We start from the raw sequence: 18,998 nt of genomic DNA on the forward strand, positions 1-18,998 counted from the left end.
TATCGCCGCGATAAGATTCTTCGCTTTTGCTCAGAATGACAAAAAAGAAAACATTTGCTAATTCACTCAATCACTCATTAATAAATGACTACCGAACAATTATACGCCATCTACCAGCAACACCCGGTAATCACTACCGATACACGCAAGATTACGCCCGGCTGCATCTTTTTCGCGCTAAAGGGCGAAAAGTTTGACGCCAACACCTTCGCACAGCAGGCGCTGGAGGCCGGTGCCGCTTATGCCGTGATTGATAACCCGCAATACCACAGCAGCGACAAATGTTTGTTGGTTGATGATGTACTGACCGCCCTGCAGGACCTGGCCCGGCATCACCGGCGCCAACTGACTATACCGGTTGTGGGCCTGACCGGAACCAACGGTAAAACTACTACCAAAGAATTGATTAACGCCGTGCTGTCGCAGCATTTTAATACCGTGGCTACCCAAGGGAATCTGAATAATCATATTGGTGTACCGCTTACCATTTTGGGTATTACCAGCGAGCATGAAATGGCGGTGATTGAGATGGGCGCCAACCATATCAAGGAGATAGAGCTGTTATGCAGTATCTCGCAGCCTACGCACGGCTTAATCACCAATGTAGGCAAGGCTCACCTGGAGGGTTTTGGCAGTGTTGAGGGCGTTAAGATAGCCAAAGGTGAGCTGTATGACTTTTTGGCAAGCCATAACGGCGTGGCCTTCATCAACAGCGATAATCCTATCCTGATGTCGATGCAGGGGGCGCGTAAGTTCACCACTCCGCCTGTATTTTATGGAAACCAGCTGGATGACCTGGTAAGCGGTAAAATTACCGAGAATGCACCGCTGGTGTCGCTCAGCTGGACCAACAATACCACAGGCGAAGACTACACGGTTAAAACGCAGCTTACCGGGGCCTATAACCTGGATAATATTTTAGCGGCCATCAGCCTAGGTTTGTATTTCAAAATGCCGGCTAGCGAGATCAACGCCGGTGTAGAGGCTTATCAACCAAAAAACAACCGCTCGCAGGTAGTGCAAACGGCTACCAATACATTGATCTGCGATTATTATAACGCCAACCCAAGCAGCATGGCCGTAGCCATTGAAAACATTGGTAAAATAACGGCAAACCGAAAAGCTTTGATTTTGGGCGATATGTTTGAAATGGGCGCCGAAGCTGCTGCCGAACATAAAGGCATTATTGAAAAAGCGCTGTCCACCCCTGTTGATGAGCGCATTTTCATCGGCCATGAATTTTCGGCACAAAAAGCCATCGCCGAAGGCAAAACAGCAAGTTTTTTTGAGACCGCCGAAGATGCCATTGCCGCGCTGAAAGCATCGCCAATTAAAAACTCAACCATACTGATCAAAGGGTCCAGAGGCATGGCCTTAGAGCGATTGGTTGAATTATTTTAACGCCGGTTAGATCTTACTTCAACACCTCTGCCACCGGGTGCCCTATAGAACCGTTAGGCACCTGTATATGCAGGAGCGCAGACAGCGTTGGCGTAATATCCGTCATGTGTGTTTCGCGGGTCGTTGAGCCGTGTTTTACGCCCCAGCCCATAAACACCATCGGTATGTGTGCATCATACGGGTTCCATGTACCGTGAGTAGTACCTGTTGGGCCGCCGTCGCCTGAACCGTGCCCGGTATAGTAAGCCGGTTTCAGGATGATTTGTATAGCGCCGCTATTGGCCATATTGTAGCCATTGGTAATGCGTTGTTTCAACTCGTCAGGAATACTGGCTGCAGACACTTTTTGCATATCGACTACGTACGCTATTTCAGGTTGTTTTTGGAGATAGTTTATACAATCTGTCTTCACTTCGTCTGTACTGATATTGGCTTTGCGGATAACAGTATTATTAAGATTGACCTGGTAGTTATCCAGGTTGATGATCAGTTTTTCGGTTTTGTATTTTTCAGACAAAACTTTGTTTAAACTGCGCAGACAGGCAGCATCGTCCCAGTTGCCTGCCGGTATATTATGATCTTTCAGAAAAGTTGAATTGTGTGCGGCACCGTGATCGGCCGTCAGGAAAACCGTGTAATTACCCCTACCTACTTTACTATCGAGGAAGGTTAAAAACTTAGACAGGTCCTGGTCCAGGCGCAGGTAAGTATCTTCCGTCTCGATAGCATTAACGCCATATTGATGGCCCACATAATCGGTAGATGAAAGGCTAACCGCTAAAAAATCAGTAATACCACGCTGACCCAGCATTTCGGCATTAACAGCCGCAGTTGCCAGGTCTAATGTAAAAGTATCGCCATAAGGAGTACTGCGGATCATGCCTAAATTGCCATTATATAAAGCCGATGTTTTAACCGGCATGGTTGGTGCATCGGCGCCTTTAAATTTCCCTTCGTAGCGATTGTTATCTGCGGTACTTTGTACATAAGTGTTTAGTGGATATAGCGTATTCCAGTCTTTCTTTAAATAGGACTCAGCCAATCTGCGCGCGTTAAAATCTTTTACCCATTGCGGCAGCTCGTTCATGTAATAGGTGCTGGTTATCCAGTTGCCGCTTTTGTCGTCAAACCAGTAGGCCGCATTGGCGGTGTGCCCGGCAGGTAAAATACCGCCACGGTCTTTTAATGCAATACCGATAACTTTTGAGCGGAAATTGGTAGCCAGGCGCAGCTCGTCCGTAATCGTGGTAACCAGCAAGTTACGCGGGGACATTTTTCCGGCGGCCGAAGTACTGCCTACCGTTTGCACGGTTGAATCTTCAGTACAATAAATTTGTTTACCGGTAGCCTGGATCACAAAATCATTACCCGCAATACCATGAATTGACGGTACCGAACCGGTATAAATACAGGTATGGCCTGCGGCGGTTACTGTTGGTATATAGTCGATACTGGCATTCTCGCAGCTAAAACCCTCGTTCAATAATCTTTTAAATCCGCCTGTACTGTAACGATCATAATAACGGTATAGATAATCCCAACGCATTTGGTCGACCACTATGCCCACTACCAGCTTCGGTCGGGCCAAACTATTTAGTTCGACTTTCTTTTTGGTTTGGGCGTTTGCTGACAGCACTGCCGCTGTAAGGAGGAAGAAAAGGGGTTTAAATTTCATCGTTTTATATATTTGGGTTGATGACGAACAAAAGGTCAAATATCTGCTATCAAATATAAATTTCGGTGAAGTTTGTGTTAAATTAAGCTACTTGATTAATTTGTCATTCTGAGCGGAGCGAAGAATCTTATACGCCATGCTTATAATCGCTTAAATAAGATTCTTCGCTCCGCTCAGAATGACAATCGGGAAGAATAGCGATGGGGTTCATACTCATCGCTATGGATTACTATGCCGGAAAAGTCAACAAAGCGTGTTGACTAGCAGTATGCAAATCTCTCCAGGCCCGATTGATCTCGGTATCCGCTCCGGCTGCCACCAATCCGCAAAGCGGATAAAGCCTGTCGACGATCTCGCGGGCCGAAATAGCCAGTTTGCGGCTGGTAATACTTACTTCAGCCAGGTTAGCATCGCTTACGTTATAATTTTTTTCGATGTCATTCCATGAAATATCTACCGCTTCAAAAAACGGGCGGCGTAAATCCTCCATTTCTTTATTTGCCAGGGCAAGGGTATCAATCAGTGTGATTTTTTGCGGTGGTGTTAACCTCGGATGATTCACGCGCTCATTAAAAATATCGGCACACAGGTCCATAAAGTGCATGGCGATGCCTGAAAGGTTGACCGCCAATGTTGCCTCAGCCAATTGCAAAAACGGGTAACAATACAAAGGTGCATCAATAACCGCTGTCGCCGGATCGATCCGGAAAGCTCGATCTTTGGCTACCAGCAGGTTTTTAATTTCAAAGGCATCGCTGCCGGTTGCTATCATGCCTACATATTTCCAGGCCGGTACCGGTGTGATGTCTTTTTTGTCGAAGATAAATGGCCGCACCAACTGCGCGCCGTCTTCATCCAGAACAGGTTTACCGTTTTGCATAATAGCGCAGTTAGCCGTGATATGAGTAGCGTGATGGATGCCGCTGGCATATTTCCAGAATCCGCTAATGCGATAACCGTTATCAATAATTTCAGCAGTGCCGTGCACCGCACCACTGCCTGCCAGGCAAACGTAGGGGTTGCCGAATATTTGTTGGGATAGTTCGACATTGATAAAACCGCCAAACCAGCCGGCTCCGCTGCATAGCGTGACGGTCCAGCCCATGCTGCCGTCGGTCCAGCTGATAGCCTCTTGCAGGCGTACCAGGTTTGACAGGGTTATCTGCTTGCCGGTATAGGTATCAGGTATCAATAATTTGAACCAACCTTCGCGGTAAACAATGTCTAATTGCTCCGGGTGCAATAAGCCTAGCTGCTCAGCTTCGGCGGCATGTTTTCTGATGATATTGACGTCATCGGCAGTAATAAATGCCGAGGGATGTTTTAATTGATTTTCCATAGATCAGGGGTCTAAAGCCGGGGTGGCCCGGTTTTCTTTTTTCCATATCGTGCGCCAGTGGATAAATCCGAAAATGGCCACAATAAATAAAACCAGCGTTAACGCGGCAAACATAATGAGGTGCTTATAACACAGCAGCGGTATGGCAAACAGGTTAGATATATTCAGCAATATCCAGTTCTCCATTTTGCGACGCGCCAGCAGCCACATGCCCGCCCATGCGGTCGACGATACCCAGGCATCCCAGGCGGGTACGTTGGAAGTAGTAAATTTTTTGAGTGCGATGTAAAATATTACCCAGCCTACCACAACGATCAACAAGGTAATCACCCATTCGCGGCGGGTTGCCCAGCTTATTTTTACCGGAGGCGCATTTTTGCGTTTTATCCAATGTACCCAGCCATAAACGCTCATCACAATGTAGTAAATGTTTAATGCCGATTCGGCATACAGCCCTGCCATCAGCAACACGTAGATGCCGATAATAGTGCCGGCAATGCCGGTAGGATAAAGCCAGATATTGTTAATCTTGGCAAATAGCACCTCGGCAATGCCCAGTATTACCGCTGTCCATTCCCAAAGCGTGGTTTCGCCAGCCTGTTGCATAAAAAGTTGCAGCCATTGATGTAAAACCGTCATAACTATTGGTGATTTAAAAGAATATGTCATTTCGACCAAGAGGAGAAAAAATCTATACACATGCTAAGCAAGGCCTGTATTTCCGTGTATAGATTTCTCCTCGTTCCTCGTCGAAATGACAAAGCGTAGTTAATTTATTTCAATTAAAACTTCACATTCAACGATGCCAAAAAGTTAATTGGCGCCTGTGCAAACCAGTAGTTGTAAGTAGCAACTTTGCCGCCATCAACATATGGATACGTTGCGCCGTCCGACTGGTATTTAGCGCTGAACACGTTGTTAACCAACAGCCCGATGCCAATATTTTTAACGCCTTTGATGCTGAAATTATAGTTCAGTCGTACATCGTTCACAAAATAATGCGGCAAAGTGCGATCGGTTGATGAGGTGTTATCCAGATACTGCTGACTTACATACTTGCTGATAAATGCAATTTCAGCATGGTTGCAGGGCTGATAGCTGATAGTGCTTGAGCCCACAAAGTTTGGCGAATAGGCAATGTCTGTCTTGCTATAATTAAAATTTACCGGCTTGTTGTTTTCGTCAAACAATACCTGGTTAAAGTTTTTCACTTTGTTAGTGCTTAGGGTAGCAGTAGCCGCCCAAGTTAAAGGCTGTGCTATGCGGACTTTGCCATCCAGCTCAATGCCTGCGCGATAGCTGTCTTTAATGTTGGTACGGATAGCCTCACCTACGTCGTCCAAAGCTCCGGTTAACACCAGTTGATTTTTATACAGCATGTAAAAGCCATTAATGCCTGCTGAAAAATTTGACTGCCGGGTGCGGTAGCCTACTTCCAGATCTTTAAGGTTCTCGGCCCTAGGGCGGCTGCTTGGCGACGAGTTCACAAAATCGCTGCGGTTAGGTTCATGATTGCCTACCGCGATAGATGCATAGACGTTGCTATTATCGGTTAGCTGGTAGGTAACACCCGCTTTCGGATTATAAAAATTTAAACCAACCTGCTGCTGTACATTATTCAAATTCTGGTCGAAACCCAGGAATGAGTATCCAATATGACGAATCTGCATATCGCCATACAACAAAACATCGCCTAAATGATACTCGGCCCGCGCAAAAACGTTGAAGTCGGTTTTCTTGGCGGTATTGCGCGAATATTCATAATCAGGCTGAATGCTGGTACTTTGCTGCGTCCATTCAATGTTATTATAGTGGCGCCCCTTGTATTCGTTATAAGCACCGCCCAGGGTCAAATCAAGCTTGTTTGACGGTTTGTAGTTAAAGTTATAGGTGGCGCCATAAAAATCGTTATCTAACCAAAGTCGGCGTACCAGATCGGTCGAGGTAATGGTTGTGCCGCCCACGGTAACCGGCGTTACGCCATAATCGCTCAACTGGTCATCATTTCTGTACTCTTCATAATAACCATAGCCGCGTGTGTAGTGCAGCGCCCCGCTAAAAGAAAACAGTGGTGTGATTTGCTGATTATACAGCAACTGGTAATATTTCTGGTTGTAATTATCAGTCTGGTTTGGATAGTATTTACCTGTAGCGTTAATATAACCTAATTCATTATACCGGCGGTCGCCTTTTAGCACGCTGTCCTGAGGCACACCATCCCAGGCCTGGTGCGTTTGTTCATATCCGCCAAAAACATTTAAGCGTAGCACGCTGGTTTTGCCATAATAAGCCCCACTTAAAAAGTAAGAGTTTAGCTTTGAGGCAGAACGCTCAATATAACCATCTGAATACATATTTGATAACCGGCCATCAAACGTAAAATGCCCGCCCAGTAAACCAGTACCTAAATTAAAGGTGTGCTTAACTGTACCATATGAACCGGCCGAACCATTGTATTCGGCATAAGCGCTATCGCGGCGTGTGGTGGTTTGAATGTTGATGCTAGCACCAAACGCACCCGCGCCGTTGGTGGAGGTACCCACACCACGTTGTATTTGTATGTTGTCGACCGATGAAGCCAGATCGGGCAGATCGACAAAATACACACCCTGATCTTCGGCGTCATTCATCGGAATACCGTTCAGCGTAACGTTAATGCGGGTTGGATCAGATCCGCGAACGCGGATGCTGGTATAACCTACACCGGCCCCGGCATTTGACGTAACTACCGTCGACGGCGTTTGCTCCAGCAGATATTCAAAACCGCGGCCGGTGTTGTTTTTATCGAAATCCTTTTTGGTTAAATTAGTGAACGCCGTAGGTGAATTGGCTGATGCACGGGTTGCGCTCACTGTTACCTCTTCAGTAACATTCGCACTGCGGTTCAAGCTAAAGTCTGATGTGTTATTAGCATCAACCGCAATAGTTTTAACCTCACTTTTGTAGCCTAAATAGCTTACAGCGATAGTATAATTGCCGCTTTTTAAATTTTTAAAAGTGTATTTGCCACCAGCATTGCTTATGGTGCTAATGGCTAAATTTTGAATGGTGACGGTTGCGCCGGGCAATGATTCGCCGGTTTGCTGGTCTGTAATTCTTCCCGAAACAGAGAATTGGGCCGCTGCCACGAACGGCAACAGCAGGGCAATTAATGCCGTAAATAAATTTTTCAATTGATGTGTTTAATAAAACGTTAAACCATCTGTACACCAGGGTACAATGCACAGTACACTTAACTTATTACCTCTCCCTACGCCGGCATTACCCGGATCAGGTGCATGTTTGAGTTCTGAGTCGGAAGCCTAAAGTTCTGAGTCGACTGGACTCTGGACTATAGACTTTAAACTTGTACTCAAACAATGGGTTTGATCTCAGCCTGTCTTTCAGTTTGGTAAAATATGCTGCAGCGATATTTTGCTTTCCCAAAACAAGGCACCCCTTGAGAATTATGAGGGCAAATATAGGTTTTGTTTTATAAATGCAACCTTATTTGTAAATTTGATACAGGAGGTGTTATGACTGTAATAGAGTTAAAAGAAAAAATACGGGCTCAGATCGATAGTATTGACGACGAGAAAACGTTGGCCAGCATTTCAAGGAATATTGAGTTAGAGATGGAACATGAAAATGGTGTTTATCCGTTGAACGCAGAGCAAATTGCAGCCATTGAGGATGGCTTACAGCAAATAGCTAATGGCCAATGGATATCTCACGAAGACGTTACCAAAGAAATAGAGGAGTGGCTAAAAAAATAAAGTGGTCAACCCGCGCCCGACGGGAGCAATTCGCCATCTTAGAATATTGGGCAAACCGAAATAAATCTAAAACCTACAGTTTAAAACTAAGCCGAGAGTTTCTTGATTACATTAATCTCTTGCCAAATGAACCACTTCTCGGCAAGGCGGCTTCACGCGATAATGTTAGATTTATCATTGTGCGTGAATATTTGATCTTTTATCTGATAATGGATGATTATATAGAAATCATTACTATTTGGGACAGCCGCAGAGATCCTAACAAACTCAAACTATAGTTAGACGCCATTTACTGCTCTTACACATTAGCGCAAAAGCTATAGTTTCTCCTGCCACAAACCTTTTACCTTTAGCCTTTCTCCTTTCAGCTCAAAACATTACTTTTGCGAACTTTACCAAAAACTGTACTATGTTAAGAACACACACTTGCGGCGAACTTAATATCAATAATTTAGGCCAAACCGTAACTTTATGCGGATGGGTACAAAAATCGCGCGATTTGGGCGGCACAACTTTTATTGATGTGCGCGACCGCTACGGATTAACCCAACTGGTGCTTAACGTCGATACCGATGCTGCTTTGCGCGATACTGCCCGTACACTGGGCCGCGAATTTGTGATTAAGGTGAGCGGAACGGTTATTGAGCGTACTAATAAAAATTTAAAGATCCCTACCGGCGAGATTGAGATTGCCGTTGCTGATATTGAAGTTTTAAATGCGGCTAAAATTCCGCCGTTTTTAATTGAGGATGAAACTGACGGCGGAGAAGAGTTGCGTGCTAAATACCGTTATCTTGACTTACGTCGTAATCCGATAAGAAACAACCTGGTACTGCGCCACAAAATGGCCCAGGAAATTCGTAAATATTTAGACGGGCTTAATTTTATAGAGGTTGAGACCCCGGTACTGATTAAGTCAACCCCAGAGGGCGCCCGCGATTTCGTAGTGCCAAGCCGCATGAACCCGGGCGAGTTTTATGCCCTGCCGCAATCGCCGCAAACCTTTAAGCAACTGCTGATGGTGAGCGGTTTCGACCGTTATTTCCAGATCGTGAAATGTTTCCGCGACGAAGATTTACGAGCCGACCGCCAGCCTGAGTTTACCCAGATAGACTGCGAGATGTCCTTCATTACCCAGGAAGATATCCTGAATATCTTTGAAGGCCTGACCCGTCATCTGTTTAAAACCGTAAAAGGTATTGAGTTTGACGATTTCCCGCGTATGCAATATGCAGATGCGATGCGCTTGTATGGTTCAGACAAACCTGACGTACGTTTCGGGATGGAGTTTGTTGAACTGAATGACGTGGTAAAAGGCAAAGGATTCGGCGTATTTGACAATGCCGAACTGGTTGTCGGTATAAACGCCAAAGGCTGCGCCGAATACACCCGCAAGCAACTGGACGAGCTGATTGAGTGGCTAAAGCGCCCGCAAATTGGCGCTACGGGTATGATATATTGCCGTTATACCGCCGACGGTACATTGAAATCGTCAGTTGATAAATTCTTTAGTGAGGATGATCTGACTAACTGGGCGGCAGCTTTCGGGGCCGAAAAAGGCGACTTGATGCTGGTATTAGCCGGCACCGCCGACAAAGTACGTAAACAATTGAATGAGCTGCGCCTGGAAATGGGAACACGTTTAGGCTTACGCGATAAAAACATTTATGCGCCACTTTGGGTAGTGGACTTCCCATTGTTGGAGTGGGACGAAGACACCGAGCGTTATCATGCTATGCACCACCCGTTCACTTCGCCAAAGCCTGAAGATATTGAAAAACTGGATACTGTACCGGGCGAGGTTCGTGCAAACGCCTATGACCTGGTTATTAACGGCACTGAAATTGGCGGTGGCTCTATCCGTATTCATGATCGCGATTTGCAAGCATTGATGTTCAAGCACCTGGGCTTTAGTAAAGAAGAGGCGCAAAAACAATTTGGGTTCCTGATGGATGCGTTTGAGTATGGAGCTCCGCCACATGGTGGTATTGCCTTTGGTTTTGACCGTTTATGCTCTATTTTCGCCGGACTGGACTCAATTCGCGACGTGATTGCCTTCCCAAAAAACAACTCGGGCCGAGATGTCATGATCGATTCGCCATCAACTATAGCAGATGCGCAGTTAGACGAGTTGAAAATTAAAACAACGGTTTAACTACCGGCGGAGATAATAGTTCAAGTTGTTTAACGTTATCGCTACGCTATACGGCGCTTAATTGGTAGCTTTGCAGTGAAATGCTAAAAAATGTTAAAATTTAAGGCATCCTGTTTTATTTAAGTATTGTTGCATACAAAAAGCATGAAAAGATATTTATTCCTGATACTTCTGTTAATTGCCGGTTTGTCGGCTTGTACCAAAATCGACACCAATACGCTGGAGCAAAATCAGTCGGTTATTGATGATCAGAAAATACAGGCGTACATAAAGGCCAATAACTTAACTTTTACCAAGGACGACAAAACCGGAGTTTACTATAACATTGTTAACCCGGGTACTGACCCTAAGCCTACTGCGCTGTCAACTGTAAAACTAACATATAGTTACAAGTATCTTAACGGGTTATCAATTAGCACCGTTACAGGCGCGCAGGCAAAATTAAACACTTTTATAACCGGCATGCAGGTTGGCATTCTTAAAATTGGCACCGGCGGCCGTGTGTCGTTAATTATACCGTCTAACCAGGCTTACGGCTATGGCGCTTCAAACGGTATCCCCGGTAATTCGGTATTGGTTTACACAATTGACCTTGACGGTATCGGAACTAATTAAGCTAAGCAACTGTTGCGTTTTATGAAAATTGGGAAAATGAAAAAATACTTATTATTATTTGTTGCTTGCACAGCTGTTGTTTTTTCTTCATGCAGAAAAATCATTGTTTCGCCATTCAATACTGCAAAACAAGCTATAATTGATGACCAGGCCATACAAAATTATTTTCTGTTAAATCAGATCACCAATGTTACTAAAGATCCGTCAGGTTTATACTATCATATCGACACTTTAGGTACCGGCGCCCACCCAACCTCTTCGTCAAGTGTGGTAATTAATTATACCACCGATCTTTTAGACGATTCGCAGGTTGAATCACAACCAAGTTATTACTTCCAGTTATCAAATATTGATATTGAGGCATGGCGAATAGGGATACCATTTATAGCCAAAGGTGGTACTATTACGTTGTATGTACCGTCTGGTTTAGCTTTTGGAAACACAGGTAGCCCTGACGGAAAAATAGCTTCTAACACCTGTGTAATTTATCATATTACGCTTCAGGGCTTTTCTAATTAAGCACCCATTAACTTATTTATTTACCCCTTTGTTCTTATTTGAGACCAAAGGTACCTACCCACAGGTACGTTTAACAGTGTGAATGGTCACGTTATTATTAGTCTCCTAGTTCACCTTCTTAAACTCGTAAGGATCCTGCTCGACAAAATCGTCTACTTTTACGCGGACACCGCTTATCCGGCCGCCTTGCGTGCTAAACGGGAATACCGTTTTGCCGTAGATAGGATCAGAAAACGTAGCAAAAAAACGATTACCACCTACCGGTTGCATTTTCACAAACATTTTAGGGTGATGCTCAAAGCGCCCTTCTAAAACGTTGCCTTCGCCCTCGGTGATGGTCATATCGCCATATAATTCATTATGGTACCTGCCTAAATAGGCATTGATAGGCTGCGCCGGTTGTAAATTCATCAGCACCGAATCGCGTAGCTTTTTAATGATTTTTTGCTGAGCAGACATATCAGCCTTAAAAGCTGCAAGGTATTTATCGCTATAATCCTGATAAGGAAGTTTAAAGTAAGCATCCATAATTTCCCAACGCAACGCCTCAAAAAATGAGTTTGCATCAGTATTAGTTAAAATCACGATGCCCAGGTGATCTTGAGGAACCAGCGTTACCGATGATACATAGCCCGTAACCCCGCCGTCGTGCATCACAATACGATGACCGGCATAATCCTGCAAAAACCAGCCTAAACTATACAGTTCATAATTAGTTTCTCCGTTAATGTGTCGTATGCTTCCTACGTAATCCTGCGGCTGGCGTGTTGCCAGTATCGCTCCTTCTGGAATAACCTGCCTTGCACCAACTTTTCCGTTATTAAGTTGAGCCATTACCCATTTGCTCATGTCATTGACAGACGAGCATATGCTCATGGCCGGGGCCATATTATCCAGTTGTCCGTAAGGCACCGCACTCAAGCGTTCGTCAACCAACGTATGCGGAACAGTACGGTTAAGCGCTTTAGGCATATCAGCTGTTAAAGCCAAAGTATTGTTCATGCCCAGGGGTGCAAATATGTTATCTCTTAAATAGGCTTCCCAGGTCTTACCGTCGGCTTTAGGAATAATCTCACCGGCAGTTAAAAAAGCTGAATTGGTGTAGCCCCATTTGGTGCGAAACGGATAGGTGGCTTTCATCTGTGCCAATCGGCCGATAACCTGCTCGCGGGTAAGATTGCTGTTATAAAAGGTAAAGTCGCCCTGAAAGGTCTTAAAACCCAGTCTATGACAAAGCAAATCCCGAATGATTACCTGATTGCCGGCATCTTTGTTTTCAAGTTTGAACCAGGACAGATATTTACTCACATTGTCATCCAGCGAAAGTTTTTTTTGCTCTTGCAACATGGCCATGGCGGTGGCGGTAAATGCTTTGGTATTACTGCCAATCATGAAAAGCGTATTCTCGTCTACTTTTTCGGGAATGCCCAGCTCTTTTACGCCGTAACCTTTCATCAGCACAATTTTATTGTCTTTAATAATGCATACTGCCGCGCCGGGAATGCGCCAATTGGTCAGCGCGCGGTTAACGTATACATCTATGCTGTCTTTTATAAATGATGTTCTGTCTACGCCCTGGGCATTGGCAAGGTTTACAAACAAAACAAAGCAAAACAGGTACAGAAAGCGCTTTTTCATCCGCAATTAATTTAGATTACAGGTTTGGGGCTAAGATACTACATAAACGTTAATCAAACCCGGAGATTATGTTGTGAAAACAAAAAAGCCATCCAATTTAATGGCATGGCTTCAGGTTCAATCTTAAGAATTAGGGGACTTTAAAAATTAATATCTTCAGCATCCGGAGGTAAATCTTCGGCTACCTTTACCCGCGGGAAACTTTCGGCTTCAAAATCAGTTTTACGGCCCAGCATGGTGAAGTTTTCCGCCACCACTTCGGTAGTATATTTCTTTACGCCCTCTTTGTCTTCAAATGAGCGGGTGCGCAATTTGCCTTCAATATAAACCAGTTTTCCTTTTTGAAGAAACTTAGCAGCTACATCTGCAAGGCTACGCCACAATACTATGTTATGCCACTCAGTTTGTTCTACCTTTTTACCATCCTTGCTAAAAGTTTCTGAAGTAGCCAGTGGAAAACTGGCAACAGATACCCCACCTTCTAACTGACGAATTTCAGGGTCTTTACCTAAATGACCCACAAGTATAACTTTATTAATTCCAGACATTGTTTAAATTGTACGGCTAAAGTACATGTTTATTTCTAATTTAAAAAATTATCTAAAAATATAAAAATTACTTTAGAAAGAGGCAGCGATTTTAGATTTTCTACTTTTATGAAAACCCAATTTGGGCTTATTCTCACAGGTTGTTTAATTAAAGTAATAAAACGGATAAAAAGTTTTTGATGGGTTAAAATGTGTTTTTTAACATCAGATGCCTGAGCTATTTCCAGATACTCGCCAAAGTACTTAACTGTCTCAGGATAAGAAACTAATTCATCGACAGACATCAATTCGCTGGTCTCTATCATTGGCAGATCATACATATTTGCCCAGATATCCCGGTCGTCGCGTTTGTTCATCAGAATGTTTTCGCCATCGGTATACAGGAAATAGTTGAAATAACGCTCTTTTATCTTAACGGTTTTTAACTTAACGGGCAGTACAGCAGTTGCATTATGCTTAAAAGCATAGCAATTAAGCCTTACCGGGCAGATTCCGCAGGCCGGATTCCGGGGTTTGCAAAGCATCGCTCCAAACTCCATTATGGCCTGATTATGGATTGCCGAATTTTTCTTATTAAGAAAATCGTCTGCTGCTTCCTGAAACAGTTTTTTACCTTGCGTGCTGTTAATCGGCTCGAAAATGCCAAGGTACCTGGCAATGACGCGATACACATTGCCGTCAACTACAGCTTTTGGCTCATTAGACGAAAACGAGGCGATAGCCGAGGCTGTGTACTCGCCAATTCCTTTTAGTTTAATAAGCTCGCTGTATTTAGTCGGGAATTTACCAGCGTATAACTGCTGCACCATCTGGGCGGTTTTCAACATATTTCTTCCCCGCGAATAATAGCCCAGCCCCTGCCATAGTTTCAGTATCTCCGTTTCATTTGCGGCAGCAAAATCAGTAACGGTAGGGTATTTCTCAACGAAACGGTAAAAATAAGGCAGGCCCTGCTCAACGCGGGTTTGCTGTAAAATAATTTCAGACAGCCATATTATGTAGGCATCGGTGGTGTGTCGCCAGGGCAGGTCGCGCTTGTTTTGGTTGTACCAATTTACAAGTTCATCAGAAAAAGTCATTACTTGCAAAATTAGGCTATTAAGTGCTTAATTGAATGGCTATTGTAAGGTTAGTGTAGTTCTTTTTATGCTATCGAAAAAAAAACCGGGTATTATTTCAATCTTTCGATATAAAGCAATACTTTTGCAACCCCAAATAAGTTAAGTAATTACAAATAAATTAAGGAAAATCAGATATGACTAAAGCAGAAATTATAACTGAGATCGCATCGAAAACTGGTATTGAGAAAGTTGATGTACAGGAGACAGTTGAGGCGTTTTTTAAAGTTATTAAAAACTCAATGGTTGGCGGCGAGAATGTTTATGTAAGAGGTTTTGGAAGTTTTGTCGTAAAAAAGAGAGCTAAAAAAACTGCCCGTAACATCTCTAAAAATACTGCTATAATTATACCTGAGCACTTTGTACCAAGCTTTAAACCTGCTAAAACTTTTGTTGAGAAAGTAAAAACAGGCAACAAAGCTGCTAAAGTAAAATAAGGGAAATCCATTATGAATAAAAAACAAATAGTCGTAGCTGTGGCCGTATTGGCTGTAATGGGCTATTTGTATTCATTACCGGTAAAAGGCATTAAGCCGAGCCAAACACATGACACCGCTCCGGCTGCCGCAAAAATGGCAGCCAGGCCGGCGTCAAATGTAAACGTAACTGTAGAAACCGTATCTGCACCCGCAAAAGCAGCTATTGGTTCGCAACTGACCGTTAAAATAGAAGGTTTAGAGAATCAGTTAAAAAAAGCATCAAGCGATGCTGAAAAGCTATCGCTTAATAAACAACTAGCTGCTGCCTGGGACGATGTAGATCAACCCGCGCCGGCAGCTTTTTATTATACGGCTGTTGCTAAAAGCAATAATAGCTTTGATGCATGGTTAACTGCCGGCAACCGGTATAACGATGCATTTAAAATTTCGCAGGATACAGCCTTAACACCGGCTTATATTTCAGGAGCGGTAGAGGCTTTTACAAACGCACTGAAACTTAAGCCACAAAGCTTAGATGCCAAAACCGGCTTAGGCGTTGCCGATGTAAATGGCGGAGCCAGCCCGATGCAAGGTATAGCCCTGTTGCGTGAGGTTGTAGCGCAAGACCCTGAGAACGTTAACGCCAACCTCAACCTAGGTTTGTTTTCTATGAAATCGGGCCAGTTTGACAAAGCGATTGAGCGCTTCAAAACGGTAATTGCAAAGAAGCCGGATTTTGAGTCATACTTTTATTTGGCCGAAACCTATAAACAGCTAGGCCGTAAACCAGAAGCTATTGCAGCTTACGAAAAATGCAAACAAATGATGCCCAACCCGGTTTTCGGCCAACGCATCGACCAGTATATCAAGGAATTAAAAAACAATTAACATTTAAAAAATTATTATTATGCCAAGCGGTAAAAAACGTAAAAGACACAAAATGGCTACTCATAAACGCAAAAAGCGTTTAAGAAAAAACAGACACAAAAAGAAATAAGCGCTGCTTTTTAGCATCTTACTTCTTTTCGCCAATTATAGGGCGATACAGTATTTGTTTTTACCCCCTATAGTATGAAAATTCGGTCCCGGTTATAGCAGCCGGGCCACCGTTAAAGAAATGGAGTAGCAGTTGATAAAAGAATTAATTATCGATTCATCCCCTAACGGGGCTACTATTGCATTATTACAGGATAAACAACTCGTTGAGCTACACAAAGAACAGGTAAGCAATAATTACACTGTTGGTGATATTTACCTGGGCCGTATTAAAAAGATAATGCCCGGGCTTAATGCCGCTTTTGTTGATGTAGGTTACGAGAAGGATGCATTTTTGCATTATCTTGATCTTGGTCCGCAGGTGCAAAGCCTGCTAAAACTAACCAAGCAAGTGCGTGGTGGAAGTTACCAATCGACGCTTTTAGATAACTTTAAGCTGGAAGAAGATATCAGCAAGGGAGGAAAGATCTCTGAGATATTAAGCAAAAACCAGCTTATTCCTGTTCAAATAGCTAAGGAGCCTATATCAACCAAAGGCCCTCGCTTAAGTTCAGACCTATCTATAGCCGGACGATACGTTGTTCTGGTGCCGTTTTCTGAGGTTATCTCGATATCTAAAAAGATAAAAAGTAACACAGAACGTACCCGCCTGCGCAAAATCGTCGAGAGCATTAAGCCTAAAAACTTTGGTGTTATTATCCGTACGGTGTCAGAGGGCAAAGGTGTTGCAGAGATGCAAAAAGACCTTTTAGACCTGATATCAAAATGGGAATCATTTATTACCCGCCTGCCTCACGTTGAGCCGGGTAAAAAGGTTTTAGGTGAGATTGGACGTACCTCAACCATTCTTCGTGACATTTTAAACCCCGACTTTCAGCATATTTATCTGAATGATAATACGCTGTATGAAGAGGTTAAACAGTATGTAAAAGACATTTCTCCTGATCTGGAAAGTATTGTGCGTATGCACAAACATAAGGAGCCTTTGTTTGAACATTTTGGTGTTGATAAACAGATAAAAGGAGCCTTTGGTAAAACGGTTAACCTGGCTGGTGGCGCTTATTTAGTTATTGAGCACACCGAGGCGCTGCACGTTATTGACGTAAACAGCGGCAACCGCACAGCCAACAAAGAAAACCAGGAAGAAAACGCCTTTCAGGTAAACAAAGAGGCGGCACGCGAAATTGCCCGTCAGCTGCGCTTACGCGATATGGGTGGCATTGTAGTGATTGATTTCATTGACATGCACAAACCAACCAACCGCAAGGAGCTATTTGATTACCTGCGTGCCGAAATGTCGCTTGACCGTGCTAAACACACCATCTTGCCTCCAAGCAAATTTGGGCTGGTACAAATAACCCGCCAGCGTGTAAGGCCCGAAATGAACATAGTTACTACTGAGGTTTGCCCAGCCTGCCATGGCACCGGCACTATCAGGCCAAGTATTTTGTTGCTTGACGATATTGAAAACAACTTTAACTATGTGATCACCGAGCAAAACGAAAAAGGCATTACGCTTTGCGTGCACCCGTATATTGAAGCCTATATTAAGCAGGGTTTTATTACCCGCCAAATAAAATGGTTCTTTAAATACGGGCAATGGATCAAAGTAAAAAGCAACCCGGCTTACCAGATCACCGAGTTTCGCTTTTTTTCATCAAAAGACGAAGAAATTAAACTGTAATAGTAGAATTACAATGAACGCAAAAGAGCGGCTACGGGATGTAGCCGCTCTTTTGCGTTTATAAGGTGACGGTAAATTAGCATCTGTATTGAGCCGTACAACAAATCAAATTGAGCTGCACAACAAAACGATGGCATTAAGCCGTTCTTACCTTTGTCTTCAACAAACGTAAAAAACAAATGGAAAAAATTTGGTTCATCACAGGCGCCTCCCGTGGATTAGGACGCAGCCTCACCGAGGCCGCGCTGGCAGCTGGTAACAAAGTAGTGGCTACCGTCCGTAATATCGATACATTAAATGATTTGGTTAAAAAATACCCCGACCGGGTTCATCCTATAACATTAGACGTAACCGATTACGACAAAATCAATGAAGCAGTAGTTTATGCCATTGATACCTTTGGCCGTATTGATGTATTGGTAAACAATGCCGGCTTTGGTATAATCGGCGCTGCCGAAGCTTTTACCGACGACCAGGTACGCAGCCAACTGGAAACTAACTTATATGCCCCGATACAAATAACCCGAGTCGTATTGCCACATATGCGTAAACAGCGTTCGGGACGCATCCTGCAGATCAGCTCGGTAGGCGGGCGCGTCGGAAATGCCGGACTGAGCATATACCAGGCAGCCAAGTTTGGCTTGGGCGGATTTAGCGAAGCCCTGGCTAAAGAGGTAGCTCCCCTGGGTATCTATGTAACCAGTGTGGAGCCCGGCGGCTTCCGCACTGACTGGGCCGGCGCATCCATGACCTATGCGACTGACGTTGAAGGCTATGAAGAAACTGTGGGTAAACGCACAGCTTATTTCAAAGGGGGCGGTTTTGTGCCGGTCGGCGATCCTGAAAAAGCGGCCAAAGTCATGATCGATCTGGCAAATAATCCTGAACCGCCGGTGCATTTAGTACTGGGTAGCGAAGCCATAGCTTTGCTAAAACACGCAGACGAAGTGCGTAATTACGAAATGGAAAAATGGCTGCCGGTGAGTTTATCTACAGATCATCAAGACTCGGCACAGCATGCAAACAGCGATTTTGTGAAGAGTTTTCTAAAGAAGTAACAGCAAATCAAGGCTGTCATGCCGAGCTTGTCGAAGCACGCGGGCAAAGGCCACCGCACGCCCTTCGACAGGCTCAGG

General features: G+C 44.1%; 17 protein-coding genes. 10 read left to right on the forward strand and 7 right to left on the reverse strand.

Features of this window, described 5'->3' with window-relative positions; all coding sequences use genetic code 11:
• The first annotated feature begins 84 nt into the window (after positions 1-84).
• On the forward strand, positions 85-1,401 hold the full coding sequence (locus ACFS5N_RS09330) for a UDP-N-acetylmuramoyl-tripeptide--D-alanyl-D-alanine ligase (RefSeq protein ID WP_377184581.1): 1,317 nt from the start codon (positions 85-87) through the stop codon (positions 1,399-1,401).
• A gap of 13 nt (positions 1,402-1,414) precedes the next feature.
• On the opposite strand, the gene pafA is transcribed toward ACFS5N_RS09330, so the two are convergent.
• From pafA to ACFS5N_RS09350, 4 genes are all read right to left on the reverse strand, one after another.
• A complete protein-coding gene (gene pafA / locus ACFS5N_RS09335; protein ID WP_377184583.1) occupies positions 1,415-3,076 on the reverse strand; it encodes an alkaline phosphatase PafA in 1,662 nt (553 codons plus the stop codon).
• A 229-nt stretch (positions 3,077-3,305) separates the two neighbouring features.
• Positions 3,306-4,415, reverse strand: a complete 1,110-nt coding sequence (locus tag ACFS5N_RS09340; protein ID WP_377184585.1) for an acyl-CoA dehydrogenase — start codon at positions 4,413-4,415, stop codon at positions 3,306-3,308.
• 3 nt (positions 4,416-4,418) lie between these two features.
• Positions 4,419-5,054: a nicotinamide riboside transporter PnuC gene (gene pnuC / locus ACFS5N_RS09345; RefSeq protein WP_377184587.1), complete on the reverse strand. Its 636-nt coding sequence runs from the start codon at positions 5,052-5,054 to the stop codon at positions 4,419-4,421.
• A gap of 143 nt (positions 5,055-5,197) precedes the next feature.
• Entirely contained in the window at positions 5,198-7,588 is a 2,391-nt protein-coding gene (locus tag ACFS5N_RS09350) for a TonB-dependent receptor (RefSeq protein ID WP_377184589.1), read from the reverse strand.
• 342 nt (positions 7,589-7,930) lie between these two features.
• Between ACFS5N_RS09350 and ACFS5N_RS09355 the strand changes: the two genes are divergently transcribed.
• The 5 genes from ACFS5N_RS09355 (at position 7,931) to ACFS5N_RS09375 (ending at position 11,459) form a co-directional block, all read left to right on the forward strand.
• Positions 7,931-8,170, forward strand: a complete 240-nt coding sequence (locus ACFS5N_RS09355) for a hypothetical protein (RefSeq protein WP_377184591.1) — start codon at positions 7,931-7,933, stop codon at positions 8,168-8,170.
• Entirely contained in the window at positions 8,155-8,448 is a 294-nt protein-coding gene (locus ACFS5N_RS09360; RefSeq protein WP_377184593.1) for a type II toxin-antitoxin system RelE/ParE family toxin, read from the forward strand. Before ACFS5N_RS09355 ends, ACFS5N_RS09360 begins: the two co-directional genes overlap by 16 nt.
• Before the next feature lie 131 nt (positions 8,449-8,579).
• Positions 8,580-10,325 carry an aspartate--tRNA ligase gene (gene aspS / locus ACFS5N_RS09365; protein WP_377184595.1) on the forward strand — a complete coding sequence of 582 codons (1,746 nt, stop codon included), beginning with the start codon at positions 8,580-8,582 and terminating at the stop codon, positions 10,323-10,325.
• Between the two features lie 144 nt (positions 10,326-10,469).
• On the forward strand, positions 10,470-10,940 hold the full coding sequence (locus ACFS5N_RS09370; RefSeq protein ID WP_377184597.1) for an FKBP-type peptidyl-prolyl cis-trans isomerase: 471 nt from the start codon (positions 10,470-10,472) through the stop codon (positions 10,938-10,940).
• A gap of 36 nt (positions 10,941-10,976) precedes the next feature.
• Positions 10,977-11,459, forward strand: coding sequence for an FKBP-type peptidyl-prolyl cis-trans isomerase (locus tag ACFS5N_RS09375; RefSeq protein ID WP_377184599.1), 483 nt, complete (start codon positions 10,977-10,979; stop codon positions 11,457-11,459).
• Between the two features lie 105 nt (positions 11,460-11,564).
• Here ACFS5N_RS09375 and ACFS5N_RS09380 read toward each other — a convergent pair whose 3' ends face one another.
• The 3 genes from ACFS5N_RS09380 to mutY form a co-directional block, all read right to left on the reverse strand.
• Positions 11,565-13,097 carry a serine hydrolase gene (locus tag ACFS5N_RS09380; protein ID WP_377184601.1) on the reverse strand — a complete coding sequence of 511 codons (1,533 nt, stop codon included), beginning with the start codon at positions 13,095-13,097 and terminating at the stop codon, positions 11,565-11,567.
• A gap of 140 nt (positions 13,098-13,237) precedes the next feature.
• Positions 13,238-13,645, reverse strand: coding sequence for a single-stranded DNA-binding protein (locus ACFS5N_RS09385; RefSeq protein WP_377184603.1), 408 nt, complete (start codon positions 13,643-13,645; stop codon positions 13,238-13,240).
• 35 nt (positions 13,646-13,680) lie between these two features.
• A complete protein-coding gene (mutY, locus tag ACFS5N_RS09390) occupies positions 13,681-14,724 on the reverse strand; it encodes an A/G-specific adenine glycosylase (RefSeq protein WP_377184605.1) in 1,044 nt (347 codons plus the stop codon).
• A gap of 176 nt (positions 14,725-14,900) precedes the next feature.
• On the opposite strand from mutY, the gene ACFS5N_RS09395 reads away from it, so the two are divergent.
• The 4 genes from ACFS5N_RS09395 to ACFS5N_RS09410 all read left to right on the forward strand — a co-directional run bounded on the left by ACFS5N_RS09395 (position 14,901) and on the right by ACFS5N_RS09410 (position 18,920).
• Positions 14,901-15,200, forward strand: a complete 300-nt coding sequence (locus ACFS5N_RS09395; RefSeq protein WP_377184607.1) for an HU family DNA-binding protein — start codon at positions 14,901-14,903, stop codon at positions 15,198-15,200.
• Between the two features lie 12 nt (positions 15,201-15,212).
• Entirely contained in the window at positions 15,213-16,070 is an 858-nt protein-coding gene (locus tag ACFS5N_RS09400) for a tetratricopeptide repeat protein (RefSeq protein ID WP_377184609.1), read from the forward strand.
• A 241-nt stretch (positions 16,071-16,311) separates the two neighbouring features.
• The gene (locus tag ACFS5N_RS09405) at positions 16,312-17,862 is read left to right on the forward strand and encodes an Rne/Rng family ribonuclease (RefSeq protein ID WP_377184611.1); all 1,551 of its coding nucleotides are present in this window, start codon (positions 16,312-16,314) and stop codon (positions 17,860-17,862) included.
• A gap of 179 nt (positions 17,863-18,041) precedes the next feature.
• Complete coding sequence (locus ACFS5N_RS09410) at positions 18,042-18,920, forward strand: oxidoreductase (protein WP_377184613.1); 879 nt, start codon at positions 18,042-18,044, stop codon at positions 18,918-18,920.
• Positions 18,921-18,998: the final 78 nt, after the last annotated feature.

Origin of the sequence: Mucilaginibacter ximonensis (assembly GCF_042686265.1) — a bacterium.
Taxonomy (GTDB): Bacteria; Bacteroidota; Bacteroidia; order Sphingobacteriales; family Sphingobacteriaceae; genus Mucilaginibacter; species Mucilaginibacter ximonensis.